16 protein-coding genes are annotated in these 24532 nt (G+C 43.0%); 3 read left to right on the top strand and 13 right to left on the bottom strand.

Annotated elements, in window-relative coordinates:
• Position 1 precedes the first annotated feature (1 nt).
• From EO130_RS00575 to EO130_RS00540, 8 genes are all read right to left on the bottom strand, one after another.
• Entirely contained in the window at positions 2-373 is a 372-nt protein-coding gene (locus tag EO130_RS00575) for a hypothetical protein (RefSeq protein ID WP_206513098.1), read from the bottom strand.
• A gap of 136 nt (positions 374-509) precedes the next feature.
• The gene (locus EO130_RS00570; RefSeq protein ID WP_127139593.1) at positions 510-2021 is read right to left on the bottom strand and encodes a RagB/SusD family nutrient uptake outer membrane protein; all 1512 of its coding nucleotides are present in this window, start codon (positions 2019-2021) and stop codon (positions 510-512) included.
• A gap of 9 nt (positions 2022-2030) precedes the next feature.
• On the bottom strand, positions 2031-5135 hold the full coding sequence (locus EO130_RS00565) for a SusC/RagA family TonB-linked outer membrane protein (RefSeq protein ID WP_164732850.1): 3105 nt from the start codon (positions 5133-5135) through the stop codon (positions 2031-2033).
• A 560-nt stretch (positions 5136-5695) separates the two neighbouring features.
• Positions 5696-7114, bottom strand: coding sequence for a RagB/SusD family nutrient uptake outer membrane protein (locus tag EO130_RS00560; RefSeq protein WP_127139591.1), 1419 nt, complete (start codon positions 7112-7114; stop codon positions 5696-5698).
• 16 nt (positions 7115-7130) lie between these two features.
• Positions 7131-9944, bottom strand: a complete 2814-nt coding sequence (locus EO130_RS00555; RefSeq protein ID WP_127139590.1) for a TonB-dependent receptor domain-containing protein — start codon at positions 9942-9944, stop codon at positions 7131-7133.
• Positions 9945-10191: 247 nt separating this feature from the next.
• Positions 10192-10824, bottom strand: coding sequence for a helix-turn-helix domain-containing protein (locus tag EO130_RS00550; RefSeq protein ID WP_127139589.1), 633 nt, complete (start codon positions 10822-10824; stop codon positions 10192-10194).
• A 128-nt stretch (positions 10825-10952) separates the two neighbouring features.
• Positions 10953-11861 carry a GYDIA family GHMP kinase gene (locus EO130_RS00545; RefSeq protein ID WP_127139588.1) on the bottom strand — a complete coding sequence of 303 codons (909 nt, stop codon included), beginning with the start codon at positions 11859-11861 and terminating at the stop codon, positions 10953-10955.
• The gene (locus EO130_RS00540) at positions 11861-13177 is read right to left on the bottom strand and encodes a hydroxymethylglutaryl-CoA reductase, degradative (RefSeq protein WP_127139587.1); all 1317 of its coding nucleotides are present in this window, start codon (positions 13175-13177) and stop codon (positions 11861-11863) included. Before EO130_RS00540 ends, EO130_RS00545 begins: the two co-directional genes overlap by 1 nt.
• A gap of 319 nt (positions 13178-13496) precedes the next feature.
• Between EO130_RS00540 and EO130_RS00535 the strand changes: the two genes are divergently transcribed.
• Entirely contained in the window at positions 13497-15656 is a 2160-nt protein-coding gene (locus tag EO130_RS00535; protein WP_127139586.1) for a S9 family peptidase, read from the top strand.
• 24 nt (positions 15657-15680) lie between these two features.
• Positions 15681-17216 (top strand): peptide MFS transporter, encoded by a 1536-nt coding sequence (locus EO130_RS00530; protein ID WP_127139585.1) that lies wholly within the window; start codon positions 15681-15683, stop codon positions 17214-17216.
• 5 nt (positions 17217-17221) lie between these two features.
• Here EO130_RS00530 and EO130_RS00525 read toward each other — a convergent pair whose 3' ends face one another.
• The 5 genes from EO130_RS00525 to surE form a co-directional block, all read right to left on the bottom strand.
• Positions 17222-19219, bottom strand: a complete 1998-nt coding sequence (locus tag EO130_RS00525) for a ComEC/Rec2 family competence protein (protein ID WP_127139584.1) — start codon at positions 19217-19219, stop codon at positions 17222-17224.
• Between the two features lie 19 nt (positions 19220-19238).
• The gene (locus tag EO130_RS00520; RefSeq protein WP_127139583.1) at positions 19239-19784 is read right to left on the bottom strand and encodes a C40 family peptidase; all 546 of its coding nucleotides are present in this window, start codon (positions 19782-19784) and stop codon (positions 19239-19241) included.
• 33 nt (positions 19785-19817) lie between these two features.
• Positions 19818-20930: a lipid-A-disaccharide synthase gene (gene lpxB, locus EO130_RS00515; RefSeq protein WP_127139582.1), complete on the bottom strand. Its 1113-nt coding sequence runs from the start codon at positions 20928-20930 to the stop codon at positions 19818-19820.
• Positions 20931-21028: 98 nt separating this feature from the next.
• Positions 21029-21316 (bottom strand): hypothetical protein, encoded by a 288-nt coding sequence (locus EO130_RS00510; RefSeq protein ID WP_127139581.1) that lies wholly within the window; start codon positions 21314-21316, stop codon positions 21029-21031.
• Positions 21306-22085: a 5'/3'-nucleotidase SurE gene (gene surE, locus EO130_RS00505; RefSeq protein WP_127139692.1), complete on the bottom strand. Its 780-nt coding sequence runs from the start codon at positions 22083-22085 to the stop codon at positions 21306-21308. Before surE ends, EO130_RS00510 begins: the two co-directional genes overlap by 11 nt.
• Before the next feature lie 201 nt (positions 22086-22286).
• Between surE and EO130_RS00500 the strand changes: the two genes are divergently transcribed.
• Positions 22287-24461, top strand: a complete 2175-nt coding sequence (locus EO130_RS00500) for a carboxy terminal-processing peptidase (RefSeq protein ID WP_127139580.1) — start codon at positions 22287-22289, stop codon at positions 24459-24461.
• Positions 24462-24532: the final 71 nt, after the last annotated feature.

The raw sequence follows: 24532 nt of genomic DNA, 5'->3' as shown, positions 1-24532 counted from the left end.
TTCATTTTACAACAACGGAAATGGCAGCTAAATAGTCGGGAGTATGGCATATTTGTATGGTCTCGCCATTGGTTTTGGAAATTTTAAGTGTACCTGACGTTAGTAGTTCAGGACCATTGATAATTTTATAATTACCTGTTTCTGATAATTGTTTTCCCAATACTCTGGCTATACTAATTTGATTTGATTTTTCTCTTAGCTGTTTGCCATTCCTATGGAATACCACTGGATTTTGGTTTGGCAGATAATTTCCCAGCGAAATACTATCCAGATAATCAACATGCGTAAAAACAAGTTCGTCTAGGAATAGACTATCCTTTTTATGAAAGGAAAAGGGGTATAAAAATCGTATCTCAACTTGGGTGCCTTCCATACAGGTTTTTGTATAATCTTTCTTGGATTGACATGCTAATTGGATTAGGCCGCTTATTAGTAAGATATGTATGAAAAATAAATTGAATAAGCCGCTATTCATATAGCGGCTTATCATTTTTTTAAAAGAATCTATTTTAGTAAACCAAATCAATGTTTCTCCAATCATTTGAGCCAGATGCTGTCCCTGTTTGTCCTGCAGCCGCTGGACCTCCAAAAGTGTAAATATCATCTTGTGATATTTCCAGTTCAGAAGCAGGTACTGGGTACATGGTGGGTGACCCAGCCTGTAACATATCATGTCTTCTCATAAACCACCACTCAACACACATACCAGAAGCTAAATCCAACTCAATGGATACCTCATATAGTAGTGCATTTAGCACATTGGCAGCTTCTGGAGTTGTGGAAAGACCACCAACCATCATCCTTGGAGATTCATTCAAAGCCTGAACCGCTGCATCGTAGTTGCCAAGTCTATAATGACATTCTGCTTTAATGTACTGCATTTCGGCTGCTGCCATTATATTTGTTGGCAAACCAGTTTGATTTTGATCATTGTCATTATAAAACTTTTTCGTTCTATAACTTGAAAACAGATGTCGGCCTCGAGAAGCTCTTAAAAATCCAAAAAGCTCTCCCATATATTCATAATAATCACCAAATCTGGGATCGCCATTACTAATGGCAGGGTCTAAAATAATGCTTTCGTCCGTCGGGTAATCGGTAGGATAAGTCGGGTCAATCAAATGAAGTATTTTTTGATCGGTTGGCATGTAGCCAGAACCATCTCCTACTGTAAAAAGTGACCAATCCTGCAGGTTATTAAAGAAAACAGCCTCTGTGGCAGGAGGGCTAAAATCCGAGGTTATACCTTTATTGGCATAGTTTAAAATGGCATTGTAATCCAAGGATTGTGCTTCACTAGCTGTTCTTGGAAGACCAATGGATAGGCGCGCCAAATAACCGTTGGCCAATTGCTCAAAATAGTTAAAATCCAAAACCTGCCCCCCTGGATATACCGAGTATTCGAAACCTGAAACCGCTTGGGCTAATTGAACAGCTTTGGAAATGTTCACCACAGCAGTTTCAAACATCTCTTGATAATTAGAAAACTCCAATGTATTAGGGTCAGTTTCTGGATTTACGATGTAGGCTTTGTCGTAGATCAAAGAAAGATAGCCTTGAGCGACTCCTTTATCAAAATAAGCCCCAGCAAGCTCCTGCTGGGTGAAATCTGCCTCGGAAACAATTACTTCTCCTCCTTCATTCTCAATATTATTGATTACAATATTGGCATTGTTGATTACGGAGTTGAAATTATTCCACGGCCCTCCTGCTTGATCGGAGAGGTTGTCGTTGGCAGTTGAATTGATAATTTGTCTTCGGGGTTGATCACAGTAATCCCAAAATCCGGCAAAGGCATTGGTAGTGGTAAACTGATCGGACAAGCCTCTAAAATATATTCCGGAAAACCCTATTTGACTTGTAAAAAGAGCCGAATGATTGGAAATATTAAAATTTTGAAAGTCATTTCCATTGGCCAATACCCTTTGGGCATCGGCTTGATTACTATTGGGGATGTTAAACTCTTCTTGTGAGCATGACAGAATCGTCAAAGCCATCACAATATATGCTAATTTTTTCATGATAGTTTTTTAAAAAGTTATTTGAACTGACATGGCATACGTCCTAAAGTTTGGAAAGGAAAACTCATCCAATCTAAAAATAGGGCTGCCACTTAGTGCCACTTCTGGATCGTATCCAGTATAATTGGTCCAGGTATACAAGTTTCTTCCAGAAAGCGTGAACTGGACATCTTCGATGGGTATTTTAGGACCCAATACCTTTTTGTCCAAAGTATAGGTCAAAGAAACCTCTCTAAGTTTGGTGAAGCTCGCATCCTCTACGAAGTAATTGATTGGTCCACCGCCATTATAAATGGTTGAACTGGCGTTGGCATAAGAGGATTGTTGTCCAGCAGCCCCAAAGGCGTCCAAATCGGCATGTCTATCGTTAAAATACAGATATTGTCTGGTGTAGTTATACACGTCACCACCAATTTGGGTATCTATCAACGTATATAACCTCAAGTTTTTATAAGTGAAAGTATTACGAAAACCCATGATAAAATCAGGGTTCGTATCACCAATGAGACCAACCGCCAATTGATTGGTTTCAGCATCCCATTTACGGATTGCCTGTTCCCCGCCAGCATTGACAAGACCTGATTGGTTTTCATTGGCTGTCACTATAACGTGCCCAAATTCATTGACAGAAAATGCAGACAACGGAAGGTTCAAACCTTCGTTTATAACTACTCCATCTTGTACGGTCAATTCATCTAAAGACCTTACTAATTGATTACCATACATAGCACCATAGGGTTGTCCTGGCTCCACGCGGAAAACGTTTACCGCTGGGTCGGCATCCAGTTGCACATCACTTCCTGTTGCTGCAAATCCTTGGATAACCCTGTTAAATGGAGCTACATTACCTAAACTTTCAACAGTGTTTTCAACGGTAGCGAACGTAACACCAAAATCCCAAGTTGTGTTTTTAGTTTTGATTGGTGTACCGCTAAAGGAGGCCTCCCATGCTTTGTATGCCGTTTCTGCTACGTTTTGCACCTGTACAGCTCCTGGTACAGCCCCAGATAAAGGTACTGTGAGCAGGGCATCTTCTGTTTTGGAATCCGCGTAGGTAACGCTTAAGAGATAATTGTTGTTAATTCCTACATCAATACCAACTTCAAGTTCACTAATCGTAGGAGACTGAAGATCGGGGTTTCCAATCTGAAGCGGTGTGATACCAGTTTGGCTTACATTGAAGGTTTCAAAGATATCACCAAAATCAGGTCGTAGACCGGCCGTACCATAGGAACCTCTGAACTTAAGTTCGTCCAACCAGTCAACTTTTAAATCCTCTCCCAATCGATAGGCAAAGGAGCCTCTCCAGAAAATTTGATCCCTATTGTCCTCACCAAACAAGGAACTTCTATCTTGACGAACAAATCCTCCAAGGATTACTTTTTCTTTCCAATCCAAATCAGCAGTGAGGAAAATGTTTTGTGTTTTTTCCCTAAAAGCTCCTGAGCCAACCTGTATATTTTCCGTGCCCTGTTGTAGATTAACTACACCTTCAGTTAGAAAGTTGGAGCTTTGAGCTCTTTTGAAAGAGTTTTTGACATCTTCGAAGAGATATCGAAGTGAGCTTTTAAAGTTAAAATCCCCTATTGCTGTGTTGTAATTGAGCTGTGCATAGGCATTATTTCTGGCAAAGTCGCTATCTAAATCAAAAATGAAACCGTTATCGGTATTAGGATTAAATTGGGAACCGGAAACGTAGCCTTTTGGAAAAAAGTTTAAAACTTTGGTTCTACCTCGATCGGTGGATACATGGGCTTCAAAAAGGAACTTGTCCGATATACTGTATTTTCCTGTGGCTGATGATATCATACGAGTGTTAACATTGTCGAACCTTTGATTGGATACCACGTAAAGTGGGTTTTGGTATTCATTGATAAAACCGTTTCCATCATAAAAGGGAATAAAGTTTCCATTAGCATCTTTTTGATCCAATCGAATAGTGGGATCTGAAGTCAATAAATTAAAGAATACGTTGTCACCTTGCCCTTGTTGGGTTACTTCGTTTCCTGTCTGACGAACAATATAGTTGGTCAATTCCAACTTAAATTTGTTGGTAAGGTTTAGATCTAAGTTCAGCCTTGCGTTTTGTCTTCTAAATGGATTTAGACCCTCTAAGATTCCTTGCACTTCTGTCTGCTCTGCGGAAATAAAATAGTTGGCTTTATCCATATTTTGGGAAACGCTAATCCCCATTTGGCTATATGGCTGAGAGGTGATGAACTCTTCCACGTTATTTATTAACTGTCCTGGCCAAGGATTATCGAACAATCCGTCAGGGTCGGCGACAATAGACCCGCTAGAAACGTCAAAATTGCCATTCTCATCCAAAAGTCGATCATGTCTTCTGGCTAAAGGGTAGTCATTTTGAGTTTCCGAAAATCCATTTTCGAAACGTATTTTGACCTGTGGTTTGTCCGTTTTACCCCTTTTGGTAATGATTTGAATAACCCCGTTTCCAGCCAACGACCCATAAAGGGATGAGGCAGCCGCACCTTTAACAACCTCAATTGAGGCGATGTCTTGGGTACTGATTTGATTGAGTCCTCCTTCGGTAATAATCCCATCCACAATGATAAGTGGATTTGTACTGCCTTCGATGGCACTTGCGCCCCTTAGTATAACAGCGGATTGCCGTAGTGGGTTACCACCTCCTTGAACAATTTGAGCACCAGCCACTTTTCCGATAAGCGCAGAAGCTGCGTCGGGAGTAGGAACTGTCTGAACGCCAGAGGGATTTACGGTTTCTACCTTAAAAGCAAGTTTTCTTTGGGAAGTTCCTTGGGCCACACCCGTTAGAATGATTTCTTCCAAGGCTTGGGTGTCCTCGGTCATTTGAACATCTATGGTAGACGATGTGCCGACGGTCTTTTGAATTGTTTTTTGACCGATATAGCTAAAACGGAGTGTTTGGCCCGTAGCAGCCATGATGGAATAGTTTCCATCAAAATCGGTTTGCGTACCATTGGTGGTACCAACAACCAAGATTGAAACACCGGGTAAAGGCACCCCTTCGGAGTCAGTTACCGTACCTTTAACATTACTTACTTGAGCCAGTGCCGCTGTAATGGAACAGCATAAGAACACTAACATCATCCAATAATTTCTCATTGTCATAAACATTAATTTAGAGTTAGTTTTTCAGCCCGTAGCCTTGAGGTAAGAGGTTGATTTGGCCTTGGCACCCTCTGCTAAGTTTGTTGTTCGGAACACCGAAGACCAATCCCCCATTTATACGGAATGAGCCCAAAACAACTAAAAGAATCTTAAGAAAGTGTTAAGGTTTAAAAACCTTTACACGTGCCGATAAATGTTAACAGTAAATGATGAATGCAAATTTGCCTTGTATTTCTTTACATTCTAAGTGTACATTTAAATTGATGCTGAGCATAGGCGTTAAAAATTAGTATCACGGATTTAACTGAGCAGAATTACCTAGAATTAATTTCATATATGAATAGGAAAAGGGGATGATTAATTGACTTTGAAGAGAATGATTTTGAGATTAACTGGTAGTCAATTGCGTGTTGCAATGAAGTGAATAATGGCAGCAGTTTTTTTGAATAAGATTTAACAAGTAATTTTATAAAAACATCTTTTATCCAATGACAAATAAAAAAGCCCTTGGATTTATCCAAGGGCTTTTTATGATTAAAAATCGTTATTAAAATTAAATGCTACTCGAAAGGAACTACAAAATTAGAGCTTTTGTTTGCTACCAGAATCTCATTAAGGTCTATGACTGTTGTTGCAACCTCCGAACCTGGTACATATACTATAGCATCCAAATCACCTGTAACCGAGGCGATAAACGGAGGGATTACAGCAATAGTTCCTGAGTCACCTTCGTTGATGTTCTCATTCAACAAAATCTCGTTCTCATCGATGACCAATTTAACACCCATGTCCACAAATCGGAGACCCTCGGCGATGAACACCTCTTGTCTTGTGCGGTACAATAGCACCAATCCAGCATCGTCGTCCTGCATGGCAGCCACGTCATTAGCGGTCAAAGATGTTCCGGAAACTGATGGGATGTCTATAGGTCCAGATTGTCTATTCAATACGAGTCCTTCTCTTCCATTGACTACAACAATGGTACTATCAGGTCGTGAACCCTCAACAACTTCAGTTCTTTGCTCAATGGAATCATCGATGGTTCTTACCTCTCTTGTTCCAATCAAATCCAGTAATTTGATCAAATTATCCTTTGCGGCTTCGATGTTATTGTCGGCAAGATTAGCCTCTGCTAGAATTAGATGAGCTTCCTCTGCTTTCAAATAATGCACTGGGGCATCTTGTGAAGTATTCAAAAACGAATACTTTGGATCTAAAAAGTCCAAGGTTGGAAGTGGCTGTAAATCATCGAAGGTTGCTCTTTGGTAAAGAGCACTCTCGAATGTATTTGAAGGCCCATTTGCCGCATCGAACAATACGAATCGGTCAAAATTAGCACTTAAGGTAAGCGCATTTGTTGCGGCAGCAACAGCTTGGTTCTTGTTCCCCAAGTAGTAGTGTGCCCTTGCCTTGGCCAAATGATATTCTGGTTGAGGATTGAGCGCAATTGCCGTATCAAAAGAAGCAATTGCATTTTGATAATGCTGATTTGCGGTTATTGGAACACCTGTAGGCTCTGCTGGCAATGCGGAAAAATACATCGCAGAAAACAAATAGGATAGACCTTCGAAATAGTTGAACTCTGCCTCGGTAGCAGCATCGTAGTTAGGATCACCAGGGCCAACTTTGTCCAATCCAAAAACTGCTAATTCCCGCAAGCGCTGAATTTGACGCTGGGTATCCCTCATATCGGGATCGGTAATCTTAATTTCCAATTCGTCCATGAATTGGTTGAAGAAGGTCTGCGTGTTTACATAGTTGTCCGAGCCTAGCTCCGAAAGTACTAAGGTTTCGTTGAATACAATTGCCAACTGTCTTTCAAGTCCTGAAAGCCAGATAGAGGCCGAGTTGGGCTGCCCTACCACGGAAGCTTCCGATAGGTTGGGGTTTTCAATCTCTTTAAAGTCCACTACTTCGCCAAAGTCACCTGTACAGCTAATGGCCAGTATGGATAGGGAGAATATGATCAGTTTTTTCATCGTTATCTTTTTTTTATTAAAATTCAAACCTTAGCGAGGCTACATAAGTTCTTGGTGCGGATTCCGTACCGTAGGCAAAACCACCACTGGCAAAACCGTTCTGAGTACCGATACCTGCCCCTGTGGTCTCAGGGTCAAAGTTACCTGCCGTCCAGTTGAACGGGTTGGTCGCGGTTAAACCCAAACGAATATTGCTGAACAATGGCTTGGCGATATCCCCAAAGTTGTAAGAAGCACCGATGTTCCTTACTTTCAGGAAGTCGTTATCGAACACAAAAAAGTTGGTGTAATTGAAAGGAGAAGTAGTTCCTATTAATTCTTCAGGAATACCAGTGTCATCAGTCCCCCTGTTATGTCTCAACAAGAAGCTCAAATCGGTGATTTGACCTCCAAACTGATAATCGGCAGTTGCAAAGAAGTTGAAGTCTCCCCAAGTGTAGTTAAGTCCCACGGAACCGAAGTTCGGGGCGAAGGTGTCACCCAAAGCGGTATTGGGCTCAAAGGAATAGGTGCCGTCCTCTTGGAGAATTGCTACAGTGCCCCTTAGGTAACCCAAGCTCTGTCCTTCTTCAACAACGGAGCCCAGCACAGCGAAACCACCCACAACGAATGGAGGCGCACCACCGGAATCCGTTACCAAGTTTTCGTTGGTGTTGTAGGATAGGTTAACGCTCAAGGTGTGCTTATTTGTTTGAATCGGAGTTGCCCTCAACTCAAATTCGTAACCTTTGTTCTCCACCTCACCAATGTTCTGGATCTGGTTCAACTGACCTGTGGAGGGTGCTGACTGAGGTGTAAACAGTGCATCTTCAGTGATACCCATATATCGGGTACCGCTCAGGAACAACCTATTGCTAAAGAAGCCAAGTTCCAAACCGAATTCGGTAGTCTTTACACGCTCGGATACCAACTCGTCGTTACCAGGGTTGTCAAACGTAAAGGATGGTCCGCCCAAGAATGGGTTCTGTGCAAAGGTCCTGTCCTGTTCAAACGGCTGGGCAAAGTTGGTCGCCTCACCGTAGTTGGCACGCAACTTCACAGTTGAAAGGATATTGCTTATTCCTGCATCCCTGTAGAAATCATGGTCACTAAGATTATAGGTGAGACCAATTTTAGGCAACAATAAAGGGTCTGTATTGGAACCAGAAGCCGTGTTCCTATCCAATCTACCACCAAATTCCAAGAAAGCCACATCGTAGATACCGATGTTTTCCAAGAAATAAAGACCGTAGTTGGCGTTTTCCAGTACGAAATCGGAGAACGCTTGCTCTGAGAAGTTGTTCAAGGAACGGGTTCCGTCAACACCTCCGGAACCGTCCAATCTGTTCTGTCTGTCAGAAGTTCTAAAGAACTGTCCACCAAGGATACTTACAAAAGAGAAGTTGTCTAGGTCTGCTTTGTGCGTTAGGTTGATATCAGTGGTCAAAGTGAAAGCGGAACGCAATACTCTACTTAGACTACCTTGGTCAGTAATTCCTGGGGCAATTAGTCCAAATGCAATTTGTAACTCATTATTCAACAGTTCTTCCTGAACTGTATTCCTATTATCGATACCTATGGTGGCGTTCACCTGTAGGTTATCGTTAATGTCATAGATAAATTTGTTGGAAGCGGTAACACGATTGGTGGTACTGGTAATATCGACCAAATCACCAACATTTTGGTAGTAAGCCAACTCATCCTCCCACTCAGCATCCGTGAATTCTGCAGTGTCTCCTCTTGCCGATCCTTCCAAGTTGGAGAAACGAGATAAGCTAGTGTTGGCGTTGTAATCCAAGTTGGATTGGAAATTTACGAAGGATAACGATCCTTGGTACTGTAATCTGTCGGTTACTTTTGCGGTTAGTCCAAATGAAAAGGACCGTCTAATCTGCTCGTTGATATCATTGAAACTATCGTCAGTGTATAGGTTACCGGCAAAGTTGTAGGTGAATTTTTCATTGCCGCCATTCAATCCCACTTTAAACTCCTGTGAAAGCCCAGGCTCGAACAGAGCCTCTGCAGTTCTTTCATACTTTAAAAAATCCCTAGTGCCCTTTATAACACCAACATTGGTTTCAAAGTAGGCAGAACTCCTACCTTCCTTACCCTTTTTTGTGATAATTTGGATGACACCGTTCGCAGCGTCAGCACCGTACAACGTAGTTGCGGCACCACCCTTAATATATTCGATTTTTTCGATGGATTCAACGGGAATGTCCGCAAGGGCAGAAACGTTGGCGCCACCGGTTCCAATACCCAATTGCGGGTTGGAGTTTAGGTTGTCTACCCGTACACCATCTATAATTACAACTGGTGTGGCTGATGAAGCGGCGGAAATTGGACCACGGGTCCTAATGATTGCCGCCGTACCAGGCTGACCAGAACTCAAGCGAATCTGCGCACTAGGAGTGGTCGATTGTAATAATTGATCAATCTGGTTGGCAGGCAATTTGTCGATTTCCTCGGCATCCAAAACATCAACCGTTGTGGACAATTTTCTTCTGGCAATACCAGAACCTTGACCGGTTACAATAACCTCTTCCAGCGCCTGCGCATCTTCTTCCATCTGTACATTAATTGTAGACGATGCTCCAACAGCCTGTTCTACTGTTTTTTGGCCGATATAGCTAAAACGGAGTGTTTGACCCATAGCAGCCATGATGGAATAGTTTCCATCAAAATCCGTTTGGGTTCCAGTATTAGTCCCCACAATGGTAATGGAAACACCCGGAAGGGGCAATCCATTTTGGTCTGTAACCGTACCGCTAACATTCTTTTCTTGAGCCAGTGCTGCTGTAATGGAACAGCATAACAACACCAACATCATCCAATAATTTTTCATTATCATAAAATTGATTTAGAGTTAGTTTTTGCAATCGAGCAGGGGGAGGATGAATCTTTTTTGTAGGCTAATTCAAAAAATCTTCCGAAACAATGAAAACTAAAAAATCGGAAAGAAGATAAGATCTAGAGCCTCCGCCCTGTGATTGCAGGCGTAAAACAAAAGAAAGTTGAGGGGGAGATTGTTAGCGCTTATTAACCTTTACTTATTTCCCGAATAAGGTTTACGTTTACAAATTCGAGGATAAACCTTGCTAGGCCGCGTTTTGGATGAACTCCTTGGGTGTAATCTTCGTCCGTTTTTTAAATGCCTTGTAAAACGATACCCGATTGTTAAATCCGCATTGGTACGCGATATCGGAAATGGATTCGGAGGATTTTTTAAAATTGTTGCAGAGCTTGTTTTTGGCCTCTTCAATCCGGTAGGTGTTGATGTAGTCGTAAAAGCTCATGTTAAAATTTTCATTGATTACTTGGGAGGCATGGTGTCTGGAGATATTGAGCATATTGGCGATATCATCAAGACGGAGCTCGTGGTTCAGATAGAGTTTTTGGGTATCCATCAAATCCTCCAATTTTTCCTTTAGCTCTTGAGAAAAAGCTTCGGACAATCCCGTTTTTTCATATTTATCCTGTTTACTGCTGGGAGCGGTACGCTGGTTTTTCGCGTTCAGGAGATGGCGATATTTTAACAGTAGGCAAGTGGCTACCACATAAAATGGGAGTGGTACCACAAATAGGAGAAAGGAATCCTCAAAGTTGGACCAACTATAAAAGATCAAAAAGAGGGTATACGCAAATAGGAATAGGAACAGCAAAATGAAACTTTTGGTAAAAAAGCCCACTTTGTTTTTCTGAAAGAAATGTGTGTAATCCCAGAGTGACATAAGCTATCATTTTTGTCTTCGGGATTCAAATTGCAAAAAAGTAAAGTTTTATCGGGGTACCAATTGACGGATGCCCCTTTTGATCTGACGGATGGCCCTTCCCAGTCAACGGATGCATTTTTAGGGTATCAAAAAATCATCCTGGAATAGGGGATAATGGTAGGGTACCCTTTGTCCTTAAAATAGGAAATGGTTTTTTCATCTCCAGTGGCCAAAACAAAATCGCCTCCCCAAGCTCCCAAGCTTTTGATTACACCAAAATAGTCGGGAAAAAGGCGTTGCTTTACCGGTTGTTGTTGCAGTACTTCGCCAAGCAGATTTTCGTGCTCTGCCATAAGCGACTCAAAGCCCGCTAGGGTGGATGATTCCATCATTCTATTTGTGATGGATGAAATTTCCTTGATGAGTTGGGGCCTATCAAACTGACGATTTTTGTAATTGGCAATGGCCTCCTTGCTGCTTTGTTTTTGGTTGAGGTGCACAAAGTAGAGGGAATCTTTAAAAATGGGGTCAAAAGCAATGGTTTCAACTTTTGGGTTTCCCTTCACAAGCTGGTAGGTAATGGGCGAATTGTGCTGTGCGCAGGCAATATCGTACCCACTTCCGCCAAAAGCGTTCCATAACAATTGATAGGCATCCACTCGGCCCCATTGGGCCAGATTGTTGATCAAGGTGGAGGAGGTGCCCAATCCCCAAGATCTTGGGAACGTCAGTTGGGTCGTAATCTCGAATCCGTCGCTATCCGTCAGCAATAATGGGTTTTGTGCGTTGGCCTCCAAAAGAAGGTTCGCCAACGTTTTGGACATGGCTTCATCCGAAGTGGAAAGGATTTTTAAATTGGAAAGATCAAAAGTAACGGTAAACCAGCTATTGCCATTTTCATCCAAACTGGTCCACACCAACAGGCCCGATGAGGTTGGGGTCACTTCCAACGATTGCCCATAGCTGGTGGGAATGGCCAGACCCAAGGCACCATCCAAAATAGCGTATTCGCCGGAAAGCAATAGTTTACCGTTGCTGTAGAATTCTTTCTTCATCAATTTAATTTCAGTCGATTCAATGCCTCTTTTACCGATGCATTGGTTACGGTCTTGTCCTTAAAATAGGTGACCAATTCCTGTTTTTCACTTTCAGTGGCACCCAATTGGTTGAGCATATTGAGCAAATGCATTTTCATATGCCCTTTTTGGATGCCCGTAGTGACCAAACTGCGTACGGCAGCAAAATTTTGTGCCAATCCCGCTACGGCCATGATCTGCATCAACTGCTTTGCCGTGGGATGTTGCAAGATTTCCAATGCCAATTTAACCAAGGGATGTAACGTGGTGAGTCCGCCTACGGTACCCAGTGCCAAAGGGACCTCTATCCAAAACCTGAAAATACCGTCCTCTATGGTGGCATGCGTTAAACTGGAATACTGCCCCTCTTTTGCGGCATAGGCATGCACGCCTGCTTCCACAGCCCTAAAATCATTTCCGGTAGCGAGCACCACGGCATCAATCCCGTTCATAATGCCCTTGTTGTGCGTTACGGCTCGGTACGGTTCCGCCTTGGCAATGCTAACGGCCTGTACAAACTTTTGTGCGAAATCATCTGCTGGCATATCGGCACTTGCCAAATCAGTCACCGGACAACTGACCTCCGCCCGGACCAAACAATCGGGTACATAATTGGAGAGAATGCTCATCACCACCTCTATATTTTTCTCCCCATCATTAAAAGCATCGTGGGCTTGAGCTTCTTCTTTCAGGGTCTTGGCGAACTGTTCCAAGCAGGAGTTGATAAAATTGGCGCCCATGGCATCCAAGGTCTCAAAGGTACAATGGAGCTGATAGTAACCTTCAATTTTATCTGTAAGATTTCTAAGCACTATATCGTTGATGCCACCGCCCCGTTTTTCCATGTTTTGGGTGATGGAGGCCACACTCTTGATCAAAAGCGGTTTTAGGGTGTTGAAAAAATTGGTGAGCTTCTCCTGGTCACCTCGATAGATAAAATGAACCTGTCCCACTTTTTCTGTCCCCAAGACTTCCGTTTTGAATCCGCCTCGCTCCAACCAAAATTTGGCCGCCTTACTTGCTGCGGCCACCACGGAACTTTCCTCAATGGCCATGGGGATGGTGTAGAGTTGATCATTAATCAGAAAATTGGGAGCGACCGCAAAGGGCAGATAGTAATTGGAAATGGTATTTTCGATAAACTCATCGTGCAGTTGCTGTACTCGTGGGTCCGAGTTCCAGTACTGCTGCAATAGGGCTTTCGTCTGTTTGGGGTCCTTGGTGCAATTTGTCGCTATCCAATCAATTTTTTGGGTTTTGGACAATTTGGAAAATCCTTCAACGGGAGTCTTCATAAAGCTGGCTTAAAGCCTCCAAATATACGGATATTGACCATTTGCACGTGATGTGTCTTTTTTAAATTCCAAAAAATGGAGAATGGTTAAAATTGTTGCAAAGACAACATCAAAGTTTATTTTTTGGATAAATATTAGTAAACTTGGAAGTTTTTAATCAAATGTGTGAATTGGAAAACCTAATTACAAAACGTACATTTTGAATTAAAAATATGATGTCGAGCACAGTCGCGACATTTTTGTTGAACCTTTCGACTGCGCCCAAGATGACAAATATGCTTTTTTGACCATTTAGAAGATTTAATCAATTTTTCACTTCATGAACAAACCGAGTTTTCTATTCCTGTTTCTTTTAGGATGTTTGACTTTTTCCACTGCACAAAAGAAAAAAATAACCCTCGAAGAGATTTGGGGAGGAGAATTTAGAACAGAATATATGGATGTCCTGCGATCCATGAACAACGGTACACAGTATACCATATTGAATACAGAACGTTCCCCACGATCTAGCAGTTTGGACAAATACGATTACAAAACCTTGGAAAAGGTGGAGACCATCGTTGCCTCATCCGAAGCCATTCCCTATTTTTCTTCCTATACTTTTAGTGATGATGAGTCAAAGGTACTCTTGGCAACCGAGGTAGAGCCTATTTTTAGGCGTTCCCGATTGGGCATCTATTATATATATGATATCGCCTCCAAGGAACTGGTAAAAATAGCCGAAACCAAAATACAAGAACCCACACTTTCCCCAAACGGAAGCAAAGTGGCCTATGTGTTGGACAATAATCTATATGTGATGGATTTGGCCGATCGCACCACCAAGCAAGTGACCACAGATGAGAACAAAGGAACCATCATCAATGGGGTAACGGATTGGGTATACGAGGAAGAATTTGGCTTTGTCCGTGCTTTTGAATGGAACAGCAACGGCACCAAAATTGCTTTTCTTCGGTTTGATGAGACCGAAGTTCCCCATTTTTCAATGGATTTTTATGGAACCGATCTGTATCCTTATCAATATGAGTTTAAGTATCCCAAAGCGGGAGAGAAGAATTCCATCGTCACATTGCATATGTACGATGTCGCATCTGAATCTATTTCTAACGTGGATTTGAATGATTCCTACTACATTCCGAGAATCAAATGGATGCACAATCCAGATCATTTGAGCGTTCAAACGTTGAACAGGCATCAAAATACATTAAAGCTGTATGCCGTGAACGCAAAAGATAATTCCGCATCGGTTTTGCTGGAAGAGAATGATAAAGCCTACGTGGATATCGATGATGATCTTACTTTTTTGAATGATGATAGCTTTATTTGGACCAGCGAGGCAGATGGATACAATCACCTATACCTTTATGGGAAGGATGGTAAATTGAAGAACCGGATTACGGAAGGGCCTTGGGAAGTCACGAGCTATTATGGATATGACGAAAAGAATGACCGTATCTTCTATCAATCCGTGGAAAATGGTTCCATCAACAGAGGGGTTTACAGCATTTCCACCAAAGGAAAGCGAAAGAAAGCATTATCCACCGAAGCTGGGACCAATTCCGCAGCCTTCAGCAGTGATTTTACCTATTACATCAACACCTATTCCAGTGCCATGACTCCTTATCGATTTACCTTGCACGATGCATCCGACGGGAAACTTGTCAAGGAAATCAAGGACAATTCAGCTTTGTTGAACAAATTGGAAGGATACGAGATTTCACCCAAGGAGTTTTCCACCATCAATGTGAATGGGTACGACCTGAATATGTATATGATCAAACCGGCTAACTTTGACCCGAACAAAAAGTATCCACTTTTCATGTTCCAATACAGTGGTCCGGGTTCACAGCAGGTATCCAATTCGTGGATGGGCAGCAACGACTACTGGCACCAGCTCTTGGCTTCCGAAGGTTACATCGTGGCCTGTGTGGATGGTCGTGGAACCGGTCTAAAAGGGCGAGACTTTAAAAAATTGACCCAAAAAGAGTTGGGCAAATATGAGGTGGAAGACCAGATTGCGGCAGCCCAACAATTAAGCAGCTTGCCCTATATTGATGAGAATAGAACGGGAATATGGGGATGGAGCTACGGCGGATTTATGTCCACCAACTGTTTGCTCAAGGGCAACGACACCTTTGAAATGGCCATTGCCGTGGCACCGGTAACCTCTTGGCGTTTTTACGATACCATTTATACGGAACGCTACATGCAAACGCCACAAGAGAACCCAACGGGCTACGACGATAACTCACCATTCAATTATCCAGAACTATTGAAAGGGGATTATTTATTGGTTCATGGTTCAGGGGACGATAACGTGCATGTGCAGAACACCATGCGCATGATCGAGGCTTTGGTACAGGCCAACAAACAATTTGATTGGGCCATTTATCCCGATAAAAACCACGGAATTTATGGAGGTAACACACGACTGCACCTCTACACCAAAATGACCAACTTCGTTAAGGAAAAACTTTAAAAATCTAACCAATACCAATTCGATATGTCAGAAGTATCCAAACCAGTAGAAGAACAACAATTGTTTGGGCACCCCAAGGGGCTGTTCTACCTCTTTTTTGCCGAGCTATGGGAACGTTTCAGTTTTTATGGAATGCGGGCGTTGCTCACGCTCTACATGGTAGAGGTCATATTTGCGGCATTGATGGAACGCGACTATGCCACGGCAGCGGTGTACTCTTCCTACGGTTCTTTGGTGTATGCTTCCACGGTCATCGGTGGGCGTATTTCCGATAGTATTTTGGGTATGCGCCGTTCCATATTTTTGGGTGGAATATTGATGTCTTTGGGGCACTTTGTACTTGCCATTGAAAACAACATTACCTTTTTTCTCGCACTCTCCCTGATTATTGCAGGAAATGGATTCTTCAAACCCAACATATCCACTTTCGTAGGTTCCTTGTACAAAGATGGTGACCCCAAAAAAGATTCCGGTTTTACCATTTTTTATATGGGAATCAATATCGGTGGATGGGTAGCACCCTTGCTTTGCGGATATTTGGCGGCCAAATATGGCTGGCACTACGGATTTGGACTGGCGGGAATTGGAATGCTCACCGGTCTGATTGTCTTTTGGAGCGGTATCAAAAATAATGTGTTTGGAGACAAAGGGCTTCCACCGGAAAATGGTAACATTGATAAAAAGGTATTTGGACTAAAACAAGGCGTACTTGTTCCCGTATTGGCCTTTGCATCCGTGCCTGTAATTGCCTATTTATTGTCCGCATACAAAGCTTTGGGAGCCGAAGGAACTTTTTTTGACGACCAAAATATTGTAAATGTAATTTTCAAATTGATTGGATTTTCTATTTTGGTGTATTTAGGTTACATCATGTACAAGGCAACTTTGGAAGAACGCAAAAAACTCTTTGTTGCCGTGTTGATTACCTTTTTTATGACCATTTTTTGGGGTTTTCATGAACTATCGGGTAGTGTGATTACTCTCTTTGCGGCGCGAAATGTGGATTTGGAAGGCATTATGTCGGCCTCCCAGACCAATTCGTTGAACTCCATGTGGATCATCATTTTGGCTATCCCTATTTCTTTGATGTGGCAGTGGTTATCCAAAAAGAAACTCAACCCACGAACTCCCTATAAATTTGGAATGGGTCTTTTATTTGCCGGTATCAGTTTTTATGCCTTGGCGATAAGTGGTGCAAGTGCGAACGAAAATGGTTTTGTTCCGTTCACCTACCTATTGTTGATGTATTTCTTATTATCAGTGGGGGAATTGTTCATGTCTCCCGTAGGATTGTCAAAAATCACTGACTTATCTCCCAAACGAATCGTCGCTTTCATGATGGGGGTTTGGTTCCTATCCTCTGCATTTGCCTTCCAAGTAGTTGGTTTTATCGGCAAGCAATTGGCCATTGAAAGCACGGATGCCGATATCAGCGGATTTAGCACCCTTAACATTTACACCGACGGATTTATGCTTATTGCACAATACTCTTTAGGAGCGGGACTTTTGGTGATTTTGGCCTCGCCATTGATCAAAAAGTTGATGGGCAACGTCCATTAAACTCTTTAAAACTTAAAAACATAAAATCCCTTTTCACCTGTGTAGTGAAAGGGGATTTCTTTTTCGCTACAAGTGGCTTTCCACTTCGCCACCAAACTAGGGTAGTTACTGCCATCGGCAAGAACGGTTTTAGGTTGTATCGAATCCAGTAATCGCTCCAAATGGAACCTTGGTGATTCTGTCAACAACAAATAATCGGGCTGCTTTTCCAAAGGAAACAAAGCCATACTATCTACAACTACTAGCCTTTTTTCGCCCAAAATATAGCTGTTTTTTAGTATGGCGGTGTCCACGGTTCGGATGCGTTCCGCCACAGCGTAATCGTTGGCAAGGTTTCCCATGTTTGTTGGGTTTGAAGTGAGGATGGAAAGCGAATCTCCCAACTGATGCAGTATAACCGAGTTGCTGGAACGGTGCGCAAGGATAAGGGTCTCTTTTTGCTGCATTTGGAACTGGCTCCAAATACTCCAGCTTTGAAACAGGACAATTCCTGCGAACAAAAGCAAAGCTGTTTTTTTGACGGGTTGGGACAGAAATGTAACTAATGCAAAAATGATAGCATAGCCCAAAAGTAGCTGCACTGAATCAAAGGGGATGTCCTTAATAATAAAACCTTCTTGCTGCGCTACCCATCCTACAATAGCATTCATGATGTGGATAACCCCATTAAAGCCATCCACCAAAAATGGAGGTAAGGGCTCCAACAGTGCCAGGGCAATGACCAAAATGCCGACACCCAAAATCAATCCCAAAAAAGGAATAATGAGCAGGTTGGAGATAAAAAATAAGGCTGGAAACTGATGAAAGTAGAACAAACTAATGGGCAAAACACCCAACTGTGCCGCAACACTCACCGATAGCAATTGCCATGTTTTGCGCACAAGAAAGTTTTCCGGAAACCAGAATCGTTGCAATTTTGGGTAAATCCAAACAATGGCGAATACCGCAGCATAACTCATTTGAAACCCCACTTGGAACAAGAACAAGGGCTTTATCAACAAAATGAAGAGCATGGAGAGCGCAATAATGTTGAAGGAACTCGTGGGACGGTTGAGGTAGAGGGCATAGGCCACAAACGAAAACATGGTCACTGCTCGGACAATGGAAGGGGAAAGTCCCGCCACAAAGGCATAAGCCCAAAGCAATAGCACCACCAACACCAACTTTAAGGTTTTACCTTTAGGTAAACGTTCCAGCGGGATCAACAGCAACTCCAAAAGGAAAAGAATAATTCCTACGTGAAGCCCGCTCACGGCCAAGATATGGACTGCTCCGGCATTTTTATAGTTGTTGTAGGTGTCTTGGGAAATGTCGTCGCGTTTGCCCAATAACAATGCTTGGATTACCGCCATTTCGTCTTTTCCAAAGTCCCTTTCTTTTAGTTTGGAGATAACGTGTTCCCTAAAACGGGAGGCGTGCCCAAACAAGGTGGTCGATTTTTTTTCCGTTTTAAGGATGGACGGATAGTTGTTCCTAATTTGATGATGGATGCCCTGCTTTTGTAGGTAACTTTGATAATCAAACTGGTAAGGATTCAATGTTGACCGAATACCTTCAAGTGGGGCGTAAACCACTAATTCATGATCAACTTCCAATGGCTTTGACAAGGAATCAGGAGTCAGACTCAGTAGTAATTTCCCTGAAGCTCTTCTCTTATCCGCAGAAATAACTTTGGCTACATAGCGATGGGAATAGGCATTGGGTTTTAAAGTTTCTCCCACTTTAAGATGCCAAACCATTGGTTGCTGAACATCTAACTGTCCATAATAATCGGGCATACCCTTGTAGGTGGACATACCAACCACAAAGGCGCCCAAGATTATGGTGATGGTTGCGGTAAGTGACTCAACATACGGGAAGCCTGACCTTGACTGTTTTTTGCTGGCCCAGAATAATATGGGCAGCAACACGACCATGACAATCAAGAGCAAAAGTGGAGCCAGTTCCGCATAATAGCCGATAATAATGCCCAAAATCACCCATACCGTGAGTTTAATGGACACAAAATTAAGCTGACGCACTTTACAAGATGCGCATGGCCTTTACAAAAGCGCTGTTCCAGTATCCTTCCCGTAATGAGGATACCAGCACGCCTCGTGAGGTTGTGGCGTGAATAAATTTAATGTCCCTTCCGTCGACATCAACGACCAGTCCAACATGGTTGATACGTTTTCCGGTTTTACTGGTCTTAAAAAAGAGCAAATCGCCTTTTTCAACATCACCCACCCCAATTTTTTGACCCTCTAGGGCCATCTGATAGGAGGTACGTGGGAACATGATTTCGTTTTCCTTAAGGGAAACATAGACCAAGCCAGAGCAATCCATGCCCCTTTTGGTGGTTCCCCCATACTTGTACCGGGTTCCGGAATAGGACATCGCCGTAGAAATAATGGCATCTGCCTTCGCATTTTTTCGCCCCTCTTTTTTGCGTGTACGCTCAGGGGAAGTGTCTCGTGTGGACCCCTCTACCGATACGGTTCGGGTCTTGCTGTAGGTGCGTCGTTTTTTACCGGGGCCACAGGCCATAAGGGCAAAAAACAATAGTAAGATTATGGTTTTTCGTAACATCCAAGAATAGATTTACTTTCTTGGAAGATAAAACTACACATTTTTCACAATTAATTGAGCAGCTAGTTCACTCGCTCCTTTTCCACCCAATTTTTCCTTGAGTTCGACGTAGTCAGATAGCATTCGTTCACGCTCTGGACCGCTCACGATTTTGGTAAGCTCTTCTTTGAGTTGTTTGGTGGTCAAGTCATTTTGAATGAGTTCTTTCACCACCTCGCGCTTCATGATCAGGTTGACCAGCGAAATGTAATCCAAGGTAATGATACGCTTCGCAATCTGGTACGAAATCCAGTTCCCCTTATAGCAGACCACCTGCGGCACTCCAAAAAGGGCGGTTTCCAAGGTTGCCGTGCCGCTCGTGACCATGGCAGCATGGGAGTGTTTGAGCAGGGTGTAGGTTTTGTTGGAAACGTACTCCACTTTGTCACCTTTCAAAAAAGGTGTGTAAAAATCATCTGAAAGACTTGGCGCGCCAGCAATCACAAATTGATATTCCGAAAAGTCTTTTTTTACGGAGAGCATGACCTCCAACATTTTTTGAACCTCCTGTTTTCTGCTCCCTGGCAATAAGGCAATAATAGGTTTTTTGGGGTCTAGACCGTTCTCCTTTCTGAAGGTGTCATTGTCTTGCAGGGGAGTGTTCTCGATGGCATCAATGAGGGGATGACCAACAAACTGAACAGGGTAGCCATGTTTTTTTTCATAAAAATCCTTTTCAAAGGGAAGGATAACGTACATCTGGTCGATATCCCGTTTAATTTTGGAAATCCGCCCCTCACGGGATGCCCAGATTTGTGGTGAAATGTAGTAGTTGGTTTTAAATCCGTTTTCTTTGGCCCATTTGGCAATCCTTAGATTAAAACCGGAGAAGTCGATAAAAATGACGACATCTGGATGGAACTTTTGGATGTCTTCCTTGCAATAGGCAATGTTCTTAAAAATCGTTGGGATGTTAAGTATTACCTCCAAGAACCCCATAAAGGCCATATCCTTATAATGTTTGGCCAAATCGGCCCCAGCTTGCTGCATCAGGTCGCCGCCCCAACAACGAATCTGTGCTGAGCTATCCTCTTTTTTGAGGGCCTTGATCAAATTGGACCCGTGCAGGTCGCCCGATGCTTCACCAGCGATGATGTAATATTTCATGGGTAAGTGTCCAAGTTCAAAATTCAATCATCAAGTTCAAAAGTCAAAAGGGTTACGCCACAACAACTTCGAACTTGCTCAACTGTCTGTTTCTAGATTTAAGCCATCACTTTGTAAGCCAGAATTATCAGTGCTGTGACCAAAGTAGCTAGCATAACGCCTTTGGCACGTTGGTCTCGTTTGATGCGTAAAAAGCCAAAAAAGGCCACTAAATTTAAAATAGCACCCAAGGCCAGCAAACTGCCAATATGACCTTGTGCCACAGCAGCATTAAAGGTGGCGACTATCCCCAAATCGGAGAACATCAGTATGTATAGCAAGGTTCCAAAGGTATTGGCAATGATGCCTACAATAAATCCTATGACAATTTCTTTTCTATTGTTCATTTAAGTTCCAGTTGTTTATTTGTGGTATGGCGTGGTGCGCGGTCAGGTCAAATTGTGTGGGCACCACCGAAATAAAGCCATTGGCCAAGGCCCATTCGTCAGTATCTTCCCCTTTGTCCAACAATTCAAACTCGCCCGTGAGCCAGTAGTAATCCTTTCCGGAAGGACTGGTCCGTTTGTCGAACTCCTCTTTCCAATTACCGCGTGCCTGTCGGCATATTTTGATGCCTTTGGGCTCATTTTCGGTTTTGGGAATGTTCACATTTAGCACGGTCCCTTTGGGAATGCCATGGGTTAGTGCCTCCAAAACTATTTTTTTAATGTCGCCCAAAGCTGGTTCAAAATTGGCATCCCACGAGTAATCGCAGAGCGAAAAACCGATGGCAGGAATCCCTTCGATTCCTGCTTCAATGGCAGCGCTCATGGTACCCGAATAAATAACGTTAATGGACGAATTGGAACCATGGTTGATACCGCTTACGCAAATATCGGGCTTTCGGTCCAAAATTACCCGAAGTGCCAATTTTACGCAATCCGCGGGGGTTCCGCTGCAACTGTATTCGCTGGGAGCCCCCTCTTTGTGGTCCACGACCACTTTTTTGGAAAATAGCGTGCTGTCCACGGTAATGGCATGCCCCATGCCGCTTTGAGGGCTGTCAGGGGCCACCACCACGACTTCCCCGATCTCCATCATGGTGCGTATGAGCGCCCTTAGGCCAGGAGCTGTGATTCCATCATCATTGGTGACCAAAATAAGCGGTTTTTCCATCATGGATAATTTAAGCTATAAAAATACGTTTTTCATAAGGATATGAAGGCCCTGGCGTTTAACAAAAAATTAAATCCAGCTGAAAGGACTGGCACGGTTTTTTCTGTATATTAGGGAATTCATACAACTAGAAACGAAGGAAGACGCAATGAAGATTTGACAGTATGAGGTCAGATTGTTTCGTTCCAGAAAAATCACATTATGAAAAAGAACTTTATTTTGGCACTTTTGGTTATTCTTGTCGCAGTCGCCTCCTGCAGCTTTACCAACAAGTCTTTTGATAACGATGACAAGGATAAATTTTTGTTGGAACTGATTTCCTACGTATTGGAAAGGGGCCATTACGAGCCCAAAGAGGTAAATGATAGCTTTAGTTCCAATGTTTTTGATGACTTTATCGAAGTCATCGACCCAACCAAACGCTACTTCCTGGAAAGCGATATCAGGGAATTTGAAAAATACCGTTTCATGATCGATGACGAGATCAGGAACACGGATATCGAATTTTTCAATGCCGTATACCAACGCCTGATGGTCCGTATGGAAGAAGCCAAGGAAATTTACAAGGAAGTCCTTGCCAAACCTTTTGATTACAGTATCGACGAAACCATCGAAATCGATTATGACAAGCAAGAGTTTGCCAAGACCAAAAAAGAACTCAAAGAACGTTGGAGAAAACAATTGAAATACAATACCCTCAACGTTTTTGATGACAAAATTGACAATAGGGTTGCCGATGCCAGCGCTGAAGGGGACTTGGATATGGATGCGGTAATGGCCTTCAGTGACATACCGAACTCCATTGATAAAGTGACTACTGAAAAAGAAGCCAGAGAGGTCACCAAAAATACCCTGGACGAATTCTTTGATTTCGTGGACGACCTGGAACGTAAAGACTGGTTCGTTCAATACCTAAATACTATTGTTGAAGAATTTGACCCACACACCTTTTATTTTGCCCCAGAGGAAAAGGAACGTTTCGATATTGGAATGTCCGGTAAGTTTGAAGGAATCGGGGCGAGACTGCAAAAGAAACCCGAAGGGGCCAAAATTGTTGAGATTATTTCAGGTGGTCCCGTTTGGAGAGAACAATCTTTGGAGGTTGGAGACCAAATCCTAAAAGTGGGACAAGATGGCGAAGAGCCCATCAATATTGTAGGAATGCGGTTGGAGGATGCCATTAAATTAATCAAGGGTCCGGAAGGAACCGTGGTTGACCTTACCGTTAGGAAAGTGGATGGTACTATAGAAACCGTTTCCATTACCCGAGATGTGGTGGAGTTGGAAGAATCCTATGCAAAGTCAGCGACCATTGATGCCGGAAACGAAAAATTTGGATTGATCAATCTCCCAAAATTCTATGTGGATTTTGAGGACTATTCCGAGAGAAACGCTGCGACCGATGTCGCCAAGGAGTTGGAGCGCCTCAAAGAGGCCGGTGCAGAAGGCATCATACTCGACCTTCGTGATAATGGCGGAGGGTCATTGAAAACCGTGGTAGAAATGGCAGGATTGTTCATTAAGGATGGTCCCATCGTTCAAGTACGTTCCTCTGGGCAGCGAAAAGAAGTTCATGAGGACAAGGATGAGCGTATCCAATGGGATGGCCCCTTGGTTATTTTGGTAAATGAATTATCCGCCTCTGCCTCCGAGATATTGGCCGCTGCCATGCAGGATTACAAAAGAGCGGTAATCATTGGAAGTAAGCAAACTTTTGGTAAGGGCACCGTTCAAAACGTAATTCCTTTGGACGGCATTGTCCGAGGAAACGAACACGGTGATTTGGGCGCCATTAAATTAACGACCCAGAAGTTTTACCGAATCAATGGAGGCTCCACACAATTGGAAGGTGTGAAAAGTGACATTGTGGTTCCGGACAGATATAGCTATATCGATTTGGGCGAGCGCGATCAGCAAAATCCGTTGGGTTGGGATAAAATCACACCAGCCGACTATGAGGTTTGGGATGGCTATATTGATTTTGATGACGCCGTAAGCAAGAGTAAAGAGCGGATGGCCATGAACGAACAAATCAAACTAATCGAGGAAAACGCCAGATGGGTGAAGGAACAACAGGATGAAAACCTGATTTCCTTGAGGTACGACGATTACATAAAAAGGGAACAAGAAGCCAAAAAGCGTGCTGAAAAGTTCAAAAGCCTTAGGGATTACGATTCCAAATTGTCGTTCAGTTCCTTACAGTACGAGAAAGAACTGTTCACACAGGATTCTGTTCTTCGCGAAAAAAGGGATAGATGGCACAAGGATTTGGCCCGTGATATTTATGTGGAAGAGGCCGTTAACGTGTTGAGGGACTTGCACCAAAACAATATCAAAAAGAAAGATAGCGAATTGGCCAGTGTCAATAAAGGATAAACTGACCACATCATACGATTGTAAGCCAACTCATTTTGAGTTGGCTTTTTTATATTTTCGTTTCAACTCTA

The sequence above is a fragment of the Flagellimonas marinaquae genome, assembly GCF_003992675.1.
GTDB lineage: Bacteria > Bacteroidota > Bacteroidia > Flavobacteriales > Flavobacteriaceae > Flagellimonas > Flagellimonas marinaquae.
Note: the sequence above shows the minus strand (reverse complement) of the source record. Positions and strands in the feature narration are given on the sequence as shown.

What these genes read in the sequence shown, in the direction of transcription:
- EO130_RS00570 (WP_127139593.1), bottom strand. Translation starts at nt 2,021, where the DNA reads ATGAAAAAATTAGCATATATTGTGATGGCTTTGACGATTCTGTCATGC.
- EO130_RS00500 (WP_127139580.1), top strand. Translation starts at nt 22,287, where the DNA reads ATGAAAAAGAACTTTATTTTGGCACTTTTGGTTATTCTTGTCGCAGTC.
- EO130_RS00550 (WP_127139589.1), bottom strand. Translation starts at nt 10,824, where the DNA reads ATGTCACTCTGGGATTACACACATTTCTTTCAGAAAAACAAAGTGGGC.
- lpxB (WP_127139582.1), bottom strand. Translation starts at nt 20,930, where the DNA reads ATGAAATATTACATCATCGCTGGTGAAGCATCGGGCGACCTGCACGGG.
- EO130_RS00565 (WP_164732850.1), bottom strand. Translation starts at nt 5,135, where the DNA reads ATGACAATGAGAAATTATTGGATGATGTTAGTGTTCTTATGCTGTTCC.
- EO130_RS00545 (WP_127139588.1), bottom strand. Translation starts at nt 11,861, where the DNA reads ATGAAGAAAGAATTCTACAGCAACGGTAAACTATTGCTTTCCGGCGAA.
- EO130_RS00535 (WP_127139586.1), top strand. Translation starts at nt 13,497, where the DNA reads ATGAACAAACCGAGTTTTCTATTCCTGTTTCTTTTAGGATGTTTGACT.
- EO130_RS00520 (WP_127139583.1), bottom strand. Translation starts at nt 19,784, where the DNA reads ATGTTACGAAAAACCATAATCTTACTATTGTTTTTTGCCCTTATGGCC.
- EO130_RS00540 (WP_127139587.1), bottom strand. Translation starts at nt 13,177, where the DNA reads ATGAAGACTCCCGTTGAAGGATTTTCCAAATTGTCCAAAACCCAAAAA.
- EO130_RS00560 (WP_127139591.1), bottom strand. Translation starts at nt 7,114, where the DNA reads ATGAAAAAACTGATCATATTCTCCCTATCCATACTGGCCATTAGCTGT.
- EO130_RS00555 (WP_127139590.1), bottom strand. Translation starts at nt 9,944, where the DNA reads ATGATAATGAAAAATTATTGGATGATGTTGGTGTTGTTATGCTGTTCC.
- EO130_RS00575 (WP_206513098.1), bottom strand. Translation starts at nt 373, where the DNA reads ATGGAAGGCACCCAAGTTGAGATACGATTTTTATACCCCTTTTCCTTT.
- EO130_RS00530 (WP_127139585.1), top strand. Translation starts at nt 15,681, where the DNA reads ATGTCAGAAGTATCCAAACCAGTAGAAGAACAACAATTGTTTGGGCAC.
- EO130_RS00510 (WP_127139581.1), bottom strand. Translation starts at nt 21,316, where the DNA reads ATGAACAATAGAAAAGAAATTGTCATAGGATTTATTGTAGGCATCATT.
- surE (WP_127139692.1), bottom strand. Translation starts at nt 22,085, where the DNA reads ATGGAAAAACCGCTTATTTTGGTCACCAATGATGATGGAATCACAGCT.